This window comes from Pectobacterium versatile (assembly GCF_020166435.1).
GTDB lineage: Bacteria > Pseudomonadota > Gammaproteobacteria > Enterobacterales > Enterobacteriaceae > Pectobacterium > Pectobacterium versatile.
In genome coordinates this window covers 34,659-47,388 of sequence record NZ_JAINZP010000021.1, presented here as the reverse complement: position 1 = coordinate 47,388, position 12,730 = coordinate 34,659, and the positions used below count along the sequence as shown (strand labels likewise).

General features: G+C 43.0%; 11 protein-coding genes. 9 read left to right on the top strand and 2 right to left on the bottom strand.

The features are described 5' to 3' along the window. Positions 1–33: 33 nt before the first annotated feature. From K7X24_RS18050 to K7X24_RS22210, 8 genes are all read left to right on the top strand, one after another. A complete protein-coding gene (locus tag K7X24_RS18050; protein ID WP_224556547.1) occupies positions 34–606 on the top strand; it encodes a restriction endonuclease subunit S in 573 nt (190 codons plus the stop codon). Between the two features lie 6 nt (positions 607–612). Further along, complete coding sequence (locus tag K7X24_RS18045; RefSeq protein ID WP_224556545.1) at positions 613–2,136, top strand: type I restriction-modification system subunit M; 1,524 nt, start codon at positions 613–615, stop codon at positions 2,134–2,136. Further along, positions 2,126–3,337 carry a restriction endonuclease subunit S gene (locus K7X24_RS18040; RefSeq protein WP_224556542.1) on the top strand — a complete coding sequence of 404 codons (1,212 nt, stop codon included), beginning with the start codon at positions 2,126–2,128 and terminating at the stop codon, positions 3,335–3,337. The genes K7X24_RS18045 and K7X24_RS18040 overlap by 11 nt, the downstream gene beginning before the upstream one ends. Further along, positions 3,334–4,383: a virulence RhuM family protein gene (locus K7X24_RS18035; protein ID WP_224556721.1), complete on the top strand. Its 1,050-nt coding sequence runs from the start codon at positions 3,334–3,336 to the stop codon at positions 4,381–4,383. Before K7X24_RS18040 ends, K7X24_RS18035 begins: the two co-directional genes overlap by 4 nt. Beyond that, positions 4,380–7,664 (top strand): type I restriction endonuclease subunit R, encoded by a 3,285-nt coding sequence (locus tag K7X24_RS18030; RefSeq protein WP_224556528.1) that lies wholly within the window; start codon positions 4,380–4,382, stop codon positions 7,662–7,664. Before K7X24_RS18035 ends, K7X24_RS18030 begins: the two co-directional genes overlap by 4 nt. 30 nt (positions 7,665–7,694) lie before the next feature. After that, complete coding sequence (locus K7X24_RS18025) at positions 7,695–8,420, top strand: M48 family metallopeptidase (RefSeq protein ID WP_224556693.1); 726 nt, start codon at positions 7,695–7,697, stop codon at positions 8,418–8,420. Between the two features lie 130 nt (positions 8,421–8,550). Next, positions 8,551–9,465, top strand: coding sequence for a restriction endonuclease (locus K7X24_RS18020; protein WP_224556525.1), 915 nt, complete (start codon positions 8,551–8,553; stop codon positions 9,463–9,465). Continuing rightward, positions 9,410–9,661 (top strand): 3'-5' exonuclease, encoded by a 252-nt coding sequence (locus K7X24_RS22210; protein WP_224556522.1) that lies wholly within the window; start codon positions 9,410–9,412, stop codon positions 9,659–9,661. Before K7X24_RS18020 ends, K7X24_RS22210 begins: the two co-directional genes overlap by 56 nt. Before the next feature lie 52 nt (positions 9,662–9,713). Here K7X24_RS22210 and K7X24_RS18010 read toward each other — a convergent pair whose 3' ends face one another. Next, on the bottom strand, positions 9,714–10,340 hold the full coding sequence (locus K7X24_RS18010; protein ID WP_224556499.1) for an inovirus Gp2 family protein: 627 nt from the start codon (positions 10,338–10,340) through the stop codon (positions 9,714–9,716). Positions 10,341–10,678: 338 nt separating this feature from the next. Next, positions 10,679–10,885: a helix-turn-helix transcriptional regulator gene (locus tag K7X24_RS18005; RefSeq protein ID WP_224556497.1), complete on the bottom strand. Its 207-nt coding sequence runs from the start codon at positions 10,883–10,885 to the stop codon at positions 10,679–10,681. Positions 10,886–11,311: 426 nt separating this feature from the next. On the opposite strand from K7X24_RS18005, the gene K7X24_RS18000 reads away from it, so the two are divergent. Then, positions 11,312–12,376, top strand: coding sequence for a hypothetical protein (locus tag K7X24_RS18000; protein WP_224556483.1), 1,065 nt, complete (start codon positions 11,312–11,314; stop codon positions 12,374–12,376). The last annotated feature ends 354 nt before the right edge of the window (positions 12,377–12,730 follow it).

Sequence of the window (12,730 nt, the reverse complement as noted above, 5' to 3'; positions counted from 1 at the left end):
TGCGCCAGGGATGGCGCAATATCAGAGGTAAGAATGCCTAAAACTCTAGTGAACCTGGAAAAGATTGCTGACGTTCGTTCAGGATTTACCTTTCGTGAGGCAATACAACCCAGCCCCGCTGGCAACGTGCACATCTTGCAGATTAAAGACCTTACTCAAGATGCGCGGATCGTGCCGGATACACTGCCAACCGTGGTATGGGAACAGAATGCCACTCCGCCGTTGCTTGAACCGGGAGAAATTGTGGTTGCTGCACGCGGCAACCGCAATGTGGCTGTAGTTTATCACGGTAACGCACCCATAGTGGCGACGAATCAATTTCTTATCATCAATATTAAGACAAAAACGGTGTTGCCTGAGTACCTGTGCTGGCTCATTAATCATCCAACGATTCAGCAAATGTTTCATCGCAGCGGCACGAATATTCAGTTGGTTACCAAAGCTGCCTTACTCAAGGTAAAACTACCTTTAGCATCGATAGATGTTCAGAAAAATATTATTGGGTTGCAACAGGTGTGGGAACAGGAAGACCTGTTGATTAGCCAGTTACAAGCTAATCGCCAGAAACTGCAACTCGGTATTTTGAAAAAATTATCTAAGGATTAATGTGTTATGAGTAACAAGATCGACCAGAATCGTATTAACAGTGTGTTATGGAGCGTATGCGATATTTTCCGTGGCACCATCAGCCCCGATACCTATAAAGACTTCATTCTTACCATGCTGTTCCTTAAATACATTTCGGATGTCTGGCAGGATCACTACGATGGCTATAAGGCTGAGTATGGTGATGAACCTGAATTGATCGAAGAAATGATGAAAAACGAGCGTTTTGTTCTGCCAGCACAAGCCAGTTTTTATACGCTCTTTCAGCAGCGGAATGAACCGGGTAACGGCGAGCGTATCGATAAGGCTCTGCACGCGATTGAGGAAGCCAACGGCACAAAACTGAAAGACGCTGGGAAAAGCGTGTTCCAGGACATCTCTTTTAATACCGACAAGCTGGGTGAAGAGAAGCAAAAGAACGGGATTCTGAAAGATTTGTTAGTTGAGTTCTCTAGCGCCGAATTAAATTTGAAACCAAGTCGCGTCGGTAAGTTGGATGTGATTGGTAATGCCTACGAGTATCTGATTGGTAAGTTCGCCGCCAACAGCGGTCAGAAAGCTGGCGAGTACTATACCCCGCCGGAAGTGTCCGATTTGATGGCAGAATTACTCGATCCACAGCCGGGCGATACTATTTGCGATCCCGCCTGTGGTTCCGCATCGTTATTGATGAAATGCGGTCGTAAAGTGGTGCAAAACCACGGCAGCAAGCAGTATGAACTATATGGGCAGGAAGCGATTGGTTCAACCTGGTCGCTGGCGAAAATGAATATGTTCCTGCACGGCGAAGATAACCACAAAATCGAATGGGGCGATACTATCCGTAACCCCAAGCTGCTGGATAAAAACGGTAACTTAAAGCTGTTTGATATCGTCACCGCCAACCCACCTTTCTCGCTGGATAAGTGGGGGTACAGTGATGTGGAAGACGATCAGTTCAGCCGTTTCCGCCGTGGCCTTCCGCCGAAAACCAAAGGTGACTACGCCTTTATTTTACATATGATCGAAACCCTAAAGCCGAAAACTGGGCGTATGGGTGTCGTGGTGCCGCACGGCGTACTCTTCCGTGGTTCCAGCGAAGGGAAAATTCGTCAGAAACTGATTGAAGAAAACCTGTTGGATGCGGTGATTGGTCTACCGGAAAAGCTGTTTTTTGGCACCGGTATTCCTGCTGCGATTTTGATTTTCAAAAAGCACAAGGTTGACGATAACGTGTTGTTTATCGATGCCAGTCGAGAGTTTAAACCGGGTAAAAACCAGAACCGCCTTAGCGTGGAAAATATTGCCAAAATCGTTAAAACCTACAGAAATGGCGATAACGTTGATAAATATGCTTATCTTGCCAGCCTACAAGAGATCCGTGACAACGACTACAACCTGAACATTCCTCGCTATGTTGATACCTTTGAAGAAGAAGAGGAAATCGACCTGATGGCGGTCCGTGCCGAGCGTAAGCAATTGCAAATACAATTGGCTGAGTTGGAAGCTGAAATGGCGAAGTATCTGGAGGAGTTGGGTTATGGTGCCTAAGGGGTGGAAACGAATCTCCATTAAAGATGCCTGTGAAGCTATCATCGACTGTGTGAACAAAACTGCGCCTGTGGTGGACTATGAAACCAATTTTAAAATGCTGCGAACCACCAATATTCGTAATGGGCGGGTAGATACCCAGAGTGTTCGATATGTAACCGAAGAAACCTACTTACAATGGGTTAAAAGAGGAAAACCTCAAAAAGGAGATATCATCTTTACACGAGAAGCTCCTGTTGGTGAAGTTGGTATTCTTGAGGACGATAATGGAGTATTCCTCGGGCAAAGAACTATGATGTATAGGACCAACACTGATGTAGCAGATAATTATTATCTTTTTTACTCATTATTAAGTGAGTATTGTCAAAAGCAGATTGACAACTTCTGTAATGGGGGGACTGTTGCGCACATGCGTGTGCCTGATTGTGGGGAAATATTGATTAATACCCCCTCCCTTATTGAACAAAAAAAAATCGCCAAAATCCTTTCTACCTGGGATAAAGCGATCACTACCACTGAACAACTGCTCGTCAATAGCCAGCAGCAGAAAAAAGCGTTGATGCAGCAATTACTTACTAGTAAGAAACGTTTTCCGGGGTTTAGTGATAAGTGGAAAAAAACGACATTGGGAGCTGTTGCCAATATGAGCAGTGGTGGAACTCCTACATCCTCTGTTAAGGAATACTACAATGGTGGTATTCCTTGGGTCTCGATATCTGATATGACAAGTCAAGGGAAGTGGATCATATCTACTGATAAGACTCTTTCTATTATTGGTTTGGAAAATAGCTCTGCGAAACTATATCCTGAAAATACCATTCTTTATGCAATGTATGCTTCTATTGGAGAATGTAGTATTGCTCGAGTTCCACTTTGTTCTTCTCAAGCAATTCTTGGTATACGTCCGAAGCAAGATTTGCACTATGAGTATTTATATTTTTTTCTAAGTCATTTGAAAGAAAGAATTAAACTTCAAGGGCAACAAGGTACACAGTCTAATCTAAATGCGGGTATGGTGAAAAAATTTAGTATTTTGTTGCCAAGCTTAGAGGAGCAAAAAGCAATTTCAACATCACTTAACATTGCAGACCAAGAAATCGAAACCCTAAAACAAAAGCTCAACCACCTAAAACAAGAAAAAAAAGCCCTGATGCAGCAACTGCTCACCGGTAAACGCCGGGTGAAAACGGAGGCGGCATAATGGATAAACACTTACCTCCAGCCCCTGCGGGAGAATTCCTGCTGTTCCAAAGCGATGATGGTCGTGCTCGGGTTGAATGTCGATTTGAAGCAGAAACACTCTGGCTGTCGCAAGCCTCAATGGCTGAGCTATACGGTAAAGATGTTCGAACCATCAATGAGCATCTGATCAACATCTTTGCTGAAGACGAACTTGCTCAAAATTCAACTATCCGGAAATTCCGGATAGTTCGTTTAGAGGGTAAGCGGCAGGTTGCAAGGGAGATCGATCATTACAACCTTGAAGCAGTTCTGGCCGTGGGTTATCGCGTCCGTTCAACCCGTGGCACCCAGTTCCGCCAGTGGGCCACGCAAACCTTGCAGGAATACCTGATCAAAGGCTTTGTGATGGACGATGAGCGGTTGAAAAATCCACCGGTTGGCCCGTCAGTGGTACCCGACTACTTTGGCGAGATGCTGGAACGCATTCGCGATATTCGTGCCAGCGAACGGCGCGTCTATTTACGGGTACGGGAAATTTTTGCTCTCGCAGCGGATTATCAACCCTCATTAAAAGAAACTACGCTTTTTTTCCAGACTATCCAGAATAAACTGCATTTTGCCTGTACCGGAAAAACGGCTGCTGAGCTTATTCACCAACGCGCCGATGCCAGCTTACCGCATATGGGCTTGACCAGCTTCAAGGGCGATGAAGTGCGCAAAGGGGATGTTACCGTCGCTAAAAATTATCTCAACCGAAGCGAGGTCGACGAACTGAACCGCGTAGTCAATATGTGGTTGGATTTTGCGGAAGATCAGGCCAGACGCCGTCAGCAGATATTTTTACGCGACTGGCAGGAAAAATTAGATCAATTTCTGCAATTCAACGATCGCGATGTATTAAAAGGCGCAGGTACCATTAGTAAGAAAATGGCGGATGATAAGGCTCAGGCTGAATATGAACAGTTTGCTGAGCAACAGCGCCGTTTAAAAGAGGCTGAGGGCGAGTGGGATATTACTGAGCTATTACAGTGGCAAGCCAATCCGAAAAATAAGGATGCGCCATGAGTACGCAATATGCGCCAAAGTTTCAGGAAGAATACAGCGCTAAAATTCCGGCGCTGGCATTGCTCTCCAATCTCGGTTGGTCATACATAACGCCTGAATATGCTCTGGCAACACGTGGTAATAAGGCGGATCAGGTTGTATTAAGCCAGATTCTGCGTGAGCAATTGGAAAAGCGTACTTTCACTTTTGCAGGACGGGACTACCCGCTCTCTGACAAGTCGATTGATAGCCTGATTGCCGAAGTGAACAACCCGGCTTTGAACGAAGGTTTGCTTACCGCCAATGAACGGCTCTATAACCACCTGATATACGGCATTTCGGTCACTGAGTTTATTGATGGCAAAAAGGCCAATCCCACCATAGCATTGATTGACTGGCATAATCCGGCAAATAACAGCTTTGTCTTTACTGAAGAGTTTAGCGTGACTCGTTCCAATGGTATTGAGTCGCGCAGGCCTGATATCGTTTGTTTCGTGAATGGTATTCCGTTGGCGATCATTGAGGCCAAACGCCCAGATGGTAATGCCAAAAAAGGACCAACCATTGATGAAGGGATTTCGCAAAGCCTACGTAATCAGCGCCACGATGAAATTCCGCGTTTATTCGCTTACAGCCAGCTACTGTTATCCATTAATGGTCATGATGGTCGTTATGGCACCTGCGGCACGCCAGCCAAGTTTTGGGCAAACTGGCGTGAAGAGGATATCTCTGACGCTGAGATGTATGCCCTCAAGAATCACTCACTTTCTACTGGGCAATTCACTGCGCTGTTTAGCCACCGGCCTCAAGCCGTTGTGGATTGGTATCAACAGTTAACAACGAGCGGTGAGCTTGCCGTTACCGGGCAAGATAAGCTGTTAATTAGCCTATTGTCACCATTTCGCCTGTTGGAGATGACACGCTATTTTACGCTGTTTGATAAGAAAGCGGGGAAGGTCGTTGCTCGCTATCAGCAGGTGTTTGGCATTAAGCGTCTGATTGAGCGAATTAATACCAAGCGCCCCGATGGGGGTCGTGAAGGCGGGGTTATCTGGCATACCACGGGCTCCGGTAAATCATTTACGATGGTGTTTCTGAGCAAAGTACTGATTCTGCATGAAACCCTAAAGCAGTGCCGCATTGTGGTGGTGACTGACCGAATTGACCTGGAAAAACAACTCAGCCGTACCTTTATTTCTGGCGGTGAACTGTCAGGTAAACGAGATAAAACATCCGCTATCGCGACATCCGGTACGCGATTAGCTGAGCAGATTGGCAAAGGGACTGAACGCATTATTTTTTCACTGATCCAGAAGTTTAACACTGCCACCCGGTTGCCAGAATGCGTTAATACCAGCTCAGATATTATCGTCTTGATTGATGAAGGCCACCGCAGCCAGGGCGGTGAAAACCATATCCGTATGAAGCAGGCTCTACCTAATGCCTCCTTTGTCGCTTTTACCGGCACCCCGTTGTTAAAAGACGATAAAACCACCAATAAGTTTGGCCCTATTGTGCATGCCTACACCATGCAACGGGCAGTGGAAGACAAAACAGTAACCCCACTGCTTTACGAAGAGCGCATTCCGGACCTTGATGTGAATGAACGTGCGATTGATAGCTGGTTTGAGCGTATTACTGAGGGCTTGAGCGACGAGCAAAAAACAGACCTCAAACGTAAGTTTGCCAGAAAAGGGCAAATATACAGCACTGACGATCGCATCCGTCTTATCGCATTGGATATTGCTAATCACTTCGTCAAGAACATTGATGATGGCTTAAAAGGCCAACTCGCCTGCGACAGTAAAGTCTCTGCGATTAAGTATAAAAAATATCTTGATGAAGCAGGCTTATTTGAATCAGCGGTGGTTATCAGCTCGCCAGATAGCCGTGAAGGCAATACCGAGATCGATGAGTCCACCACGCCGGAAGTGACACAGTGGTGGAAAGAGAATGTTGGCTCGCAGGATGAACAGGCTTATACCCAGCATGTCATCGAACGTTTTGATAAAGATGACTCGCTAAAAATACTGATTGTGGTCGATAAGTTGCTGACGGGCTTTGACGAGCCGAAAAACACCGTGCTCTATATCGACAAGCCGCTTAAAGGGCACAACCTGATCCAAGCTATTGCTCGTGTTAACCGTTTGCATCCGAAAAAGAAATTCGGCTTGTTGATCGATTATCGCGGCATTCTCAGTGAGTTGGATACCACCATTAAGGACTATCAAAAGCTCGCTTCACGCACCCAGGGCGGTTACGACATTAACGATCTTGTTGGCCTCTACGATCAGATGAGTACGGAGTACAAACGTCTACCTCAGCTTTATAAAAATCTGTGGGCTATTTTTGCCGGTGTGAAAAATAAGAATGACATCGAACAACTGCGTCAGGTGCTGATACCGCGTATTGAAGAGCAGAACGGCGAACTCGTCGATATTCATCTGAAAGTGCGTGAAGACTTCTACGAGGCGCTGACGGCGTTTGCCAGTTGCCTGAAAGTGGCGTTGCAATCTGCTACGTTCTTTGAAGATAAAAGCTTCAGTGATGACGATCGTTATCACTATAAAGAAACGATGAAACAGTTCTCCAGCTTGCGGCAATTAGCTCAGCAGGATGCAGGTGAACGTATCGATTACGATGAGTATGCTGCGCAAGTTAAAAAACTGCTGGATAAGCATGTGGTCGGTGTTAGCGTGCGGGAGCCTGGTGGGGTGTATGAAGTGAGTCAAATGGGCCGTAACGAGCCCCCCGAAGACTGGAGCGATGAGAAAACCCGCAACGAAACAGACATCATCAAAACACGCGTCACGCGTATGATTGAACAGCAACTGCGTGACGATCCTTACGCGCAGGAGGCTTTTTCTAAGCTATTGCGTCAGGCGATTGAAGAAGCGGAGAAGCTATTTGATCATCCGTTGAAGCAATACCTGCTGTTTCGTGAGTTTGAAGAGCAGGTACAAGAACGTCGGCTGAATGATATCCCCGATGCATTTGCCGGTAATCACCATGCTCAAGCTTATTTTGGCGTATTCAGAAAAATTCTGCCGGAGGTTTTTGCGATTACTGATGCACAGGTACAGGATAAATGGGTAAAACTGGCATTTACTCTCGATCAGCTTGTCGATGTCTCGGTGGCAGAACACTCGATTAATCCACAAAACATTGAAGCGGATATCCGTAAGAAACTGCTACCGATGTTGTTTAAAGAATGCAAAGCGATTGGCGGTGGTATGGATCAAGCAAAAAGGATGGTGGAGATGATCGTACAAATCACCCGCGTCGGGTTGAGTGGGGGTTAAGCCGTGTCTGCTCAGTACCCACATCGGTCAATGTGCTTTTTCTATGGCGATGAGCGAATTTGCTTCGACTGTGTTCCGCGTCTTCAGGCAACTGAACGCATCCTGATTAAGGTGCATCCAGATTGTAGCGTGGTGGTCTCAGCGCCAGAAGACGCCAACGATCATGCGGTACTGAATGCGGTGAAAAAGCGTGGTCGTTGGATATATCAACAACTACGTGATTTTCGCCAGCAGCGTGAATACATCACCCCACGGCAGTACATTAGCGGGGAGAGTCATTATTACCTGGGTAAGCAATATCTGCTAAAGGTGCTTGAAGAGCCATCAGGGATACAGGGCGTCAAGATGCTGCGCGGCAAGCTGGAAGTGGCTCTACACCAGAGAAACGCAGCAAAGGTTCGGCAGTTGCTTGTGGGTTGGTATAAAACACGAGCTAAAGAGGTCTTTTCCAGACGATTAGAGGCGATGCTGGAACAGACATTATGGGTCAGCGAACGTCCGCCACTACGCCTTTTAACCATGCAAACCCAATGGGGGAGTTGCTCTCCTCATGGTCGGTTGACGCTTAATCCCTATTTGGTCAAAGCGCCGCGTGAATGCATCGACTATGTGATTCTACATGAACTGTGTCATATCGCTGAGCATAACCATAGCGAACGTTTTTATCGGCTAATGGGACAGGTGATGCCGGAATGGGAAATAGTAAAAATACGCTTGGATAGCATGGCGGGAGTCATATTTTCCGATCTATGCTAGGCGGTACCTACTTTAGCTTAGCGGTAAAATTGTTGTACAACACTCTGATCTGCAATGTCTTATCTAGCATACGGTAATGATTCAGTTGTTTGGTCTCTAATCATTAGAAAATATCAGCAGGGATGTATCTATGACCGTACCAACTTACGATAAATTTATTGAACCTGTACTGCGTTTTTTAGCTACCAAGCCCGAGGGTGTTCCTGCGCGTGATGCGCACGAAGCTGCTGCTGATATGCTTGGCCTCGATGATAATCAGCGTGCGGTGATGATTGCTAGCGGTCAGTTGGTGTATAAAAACCGAACTGGCTGGGCGCATGATCGCTTGAAACGTGCGGGGCTATCTCAAAGCCTATCAAGAGGAAAGTGGTGTTTAACCACGGAAGGGCTTCATTGGATACAGGCTCATCCTCAACCGCTAACGGAAGAACAAGTGAACCATCTGGCGTTTGATTTCATGGATGTCAAACTCAAACAACAATCTGATGCTGTGGAATTGGATCAAAGTCCAACGTTGCTCACGCATGAAGAATTAGCGAAAAGCAGCCCTGACGATCGCCTCGATCAAGCGTTAAAAGAGCTACGTGACGCTGTCGCTGTTGAAGTGCTAGAGAATTTATTACAGGTCTCTCCGGCGCGTTTTGAAGTCATTGTTTTGGATGTGCTTCACCGACTGGGCTATGGCGGACATCGCGATGATCTTCAGCGCGTAGGCGGTACTGGGGATGGCGGCATTGATGGCATTATTTCACTTGATAAGCTGGGGCTAGAAAAGGTGTATGTGCAGGCTAAACGCTGGCAGAACACCGTCGGACGCCCTGAACTTCAGGCTTTCTATGGCGCATTAGCGGGACAAAAAGCAAAGCGCGGTGTATTTATCACTACATCAGGTTTCACTGCACAAGCGAGAGATTTTGCTCATTCCGTTGAAGGCATGGTGTTGGTTGATGGTGAACGTTTAGTCCACCTGATGATCGAAAACGAGGTGGGTGTATCTTCCCGCTTGGTTAAAGTGCCTAAATTGGATATGGACTACTTCGAGTAACCGCAGAAACCCTCTGCATCCGCTGCTATTAAAGGGGCTTGAATTTGATCATGTCGTTATTCCTAACGTGCCCCATTTTGTTAATGAACGCCAAGCACAAGCGAAACGCTTTTATGTAGCCATTTCCCGGGCTACTCGGTCACTGACGATTTCGTCACCAGATCGCTTCATTCAGTTTCCTATTCCTAACGTCTAATTAACCACGAAGTGAATTATACTTTTTTTGCCCTAATATCACGGATTCTCTTTTAGCGCTGACTGCATCCAAAAGAACGCTGTTCTTTGCTATAACTCTTTGATTTATCCTTAGCAAAGTAGCTAAGGCGATACATCAGGTCATTGAAAACCTGAGGGTACTGGGATTCATTGACATTTAGATAATAAAGGGGGTTTTCTGGAAAATGAACCAGACTTAGATATTCATTGTGACCAATTAAATTTAACGCACTTAACCATGCTTCACGAATTAGTGAGCCTAAGTTATCTGAAATTTTCATATAATCACCAAGTGAATGGAATGAATCTTTATTTACATAGATAACAGCGTGGTAGTGAGGTTTTCCATTCTGGCAATATTCACGAACCCATGAATATCTCAGATGGCAAGGATGTGTTCTGATATCTTGTTTTTTCTTTTTATTCATAAGAGAAGCAATCTTCGCATTCAGTGACTCGATAAAACGACTCATAATTCCTTGGCTATAATTAATCATAGTGGGGATATCGTTGCTGTCATTAACATGATCAGGTAATCGGAGCAACATGACTACAGCCATTGTTCTGTGATGGTCTTGTACTGCATTACCAATCACCGTTTTCATTTTCTCTATGTAATGATTGTTTAATGCCCCATGATTATTATTGTAACCTGTCATAACAATACTCCCTTTATTAAAGTCTTTTTATTAAAATAAAAACGAAGATCGTTTTCATTTCATAATGTATATTGCATAATTAATATTAATCACTTGGTGTATTTAAACTTATTTACCTATTCGTTGGTAGATAACGATAGCAACATCTTTCATAGATTATAATTAGGGGTGATTAATAAGTATTGATATTCTCTGTTGTATATGTATATATTACCAACCCGACATGGGTTTTTATCTTTCACCGTTAATGTATCTAATCGAAAGGGCTAATTCCCTTGTTTTCTCACTCCGAAGTTATAGTATTACTTATTCCTTACTGATAACTTATTTTTCAATTGCTATTTTTTCCGTGATTTAACTAACTGTTCTTCAAACCATGCAATCACTTCACTTTCTAACCAACGAGAACTACGTCCGAATTTGACAGGATGTGGAAACTTCCCCTCCTGTATTAATTTGTAAAACCACTTATCAGTCATACCTGTGAAAGAGGTAATAAAAGTCATATCAACGAATTTGTCGTTATGGATATTAATCATGTTCATGAAAGTCTACCTGTAAAGAGTCAGGAGGACGCCGGATGACATCCTTTCATGTCATGTGGTGAATATGTTGAGTAATACACATTTTCATCTTTTGATACCTCATACTGAACAGCATTAGCCTTCGCGATTATCACCCACGGAAGGTCGTACAGAGCAGGTAACTGACCTAAGCAATCCTTTCTTCGATGTAATACTCATTAGGACTATCAGTAGTTCTCATCACTGGTACGAATTTTTTCGTGATTTTTCTTTATGTAGGCCAGGTTTTTCAGTGGTTGTATGCAAGTTATTGCCTACGATTTTACCTATAAAAAAACTATAATTTTTCAAATGATTTACCCTACTGTTTTAAACAGTTAAACTGAAAGAAAAGATGTATGTGCGGTACTTCGCTATTAGGTGTCATGATCAGTAGGGAGATATGGCGTGAACAAAAAGTTGACTAGTGTGGAACTAAAAAGTGAGAGGGAGTTGCGGTTCTGCAGATGGATATTTCAGCATGATATTGCGGCCATAAATTATGATAAAAAATATCAGGACAGCACATTAAATATTGATCACATACATGGTTTAGATATAAAAAAAGCATCGATGGCAATAAGTGATGCTATTAAAAGATTTTATGATGATTACCATAAACAAGGCTGCGTTGCTAACTATTATAAGCATATGAATGACAATTTAATTCCTATGCGTGAATTTGCATGGTTTAAAAAATGCCAGGATGCATGTTATTTTACTTGGCTCAGCATTCGTACGTTGGATATTAATTTTCTTGCGAACCGTACCTTCGTTGTTAAAACTGAAACAGGAGATCCAATCATTTCGCCAGAAATTTTATACAACAAATTAGATATTACACTTTACCCAGCTAACCATCAGGAGCGATTTTTAGTTATTGTTGACTTTTTTGATCGAGCAGCACTAGGGTTGAAAAGAAAACTTGAACTTATGAATAGAATCAGATCTGATTGGTATGATAGCTATCCGCTAAAAGATAAAATCCCTCTAAAAAAAACAGATAAAATCAAGTGTGAATGGGCATGGGGGTATATGCAAAAAGATAAACGAAACGTTAAAATCGGTGCACAAAAAAGACTATTAAATAAAACAAAGAATATAGCATTATCACCACTTGAACATAATTATTATACACATAGCCATGAATTGAATTTTACAATGACTGGTAACTTTATTCATGCAGACTCATTGCTTTCGTTATTCAAGCCAGCAAGCATTAGTGAAAAATATTTAATTATTCGCTGTTTATATATATTCTGGTATTATCAAGATAATAAATTCATTCGCCGTTTCAATAAAGCATGGGAAGCGCAAAATGGTCGAAATAAGTTGGCAATAAATAAAAAATCAAAAAAACTAATGAATTTTGATAAATTAAAATCATCTAAAGAACATGAAACCATTACAGATGTTAAAGAAACAGAACTCGTTGTTTCAGAAATAAATTTCAACATCATAGATGCATGTTAATTTTCATGTGAAATGTATAGGAATGTATCTCTTTAGAGGTAATATATTTGAAAATAACGAGCGTATAAGATAATTATACGCGTTATCTTTCAAGTTGTATGTACACTGACTGAAGTAGATCACCTGAATCACTTAATTTAGTAAACCCATTGGCATTCGCTCACTTGTTTGATTTACTGACAATAGAATATTTTGGATCTTAAATAAGATAATTAATTTTTATTCAATCACATTCGGTTTTTTAAAAGATATTTAAATTAAAATGTGATTTTTGTTTTAAGTTTTTATAATTTTTTAAAAACGTACATTTTTAAAAATACTTTTTTGAGTTTTTATCAATATTCTAATGAATTA

What these genes read in the sequence shown, in the direction of transcription:
- K7X24_RS18050 (WP_224556547.1), top strand. Translation starts at nt 34, where the DNA reads ATGCCTAAAACTCTAGTGAACCTGGAAAAGATTGCTGACGTTCGTTCA.
- K7X24_RS18045 (WP_224556545.1), top strand. Translation starts at nt 613, where the DNA reads ATGAGTAACAAGATCGACCAGAATCGTATTAACAGTGTGTTATGGAGC.
- K7X24_RS18040 (WP_224556542.1), top strand. Translation starts at nt 2,126, where the DNA reads ATGGTGCCTAAGGGGTGGAAACGAATCTCCATTAAAGATGCCTGTGAA.
- K7X24_RS18030 (WP_224556528.1), top strand. Translation starts at nt 4,380, where the DNA reads ATGAGTACGCAATATGCGCCAAAGTTTCAGGAAGAATACAGCGCTAAA.
- K7X24_RS18025 (WP_224556693.1), top strand. Translation starts at nt 7,695, where the DNA reads ATGTGCTTTTTCTATGGCGATGAGCGAATTTGCTTCGACTGTGTTCCG.
- K7X24_RS18020 (WP_224556525.1), top strand. Translation starts at nt 8,551, where the DNA reads ATGACCGTACCAACTTACGATAAATTTATTGAACCTGTACTGCGTTTT.
- K7X24_RS18010 (WP_224556499.1), bottom strand. Translation starts at nt 10,340, where the DNA reads ATGACAGGTTACAATAATAATCATGGGGCATTAAACAATCATTACATA.
- K7X24_RS18005 (WP_224556497.1), bottom strand. Translation starts at nt 10,885, where the DNA reads ATGAACATGATTAATATCCATAACGACAAATTCGTTGATATGACTTTT.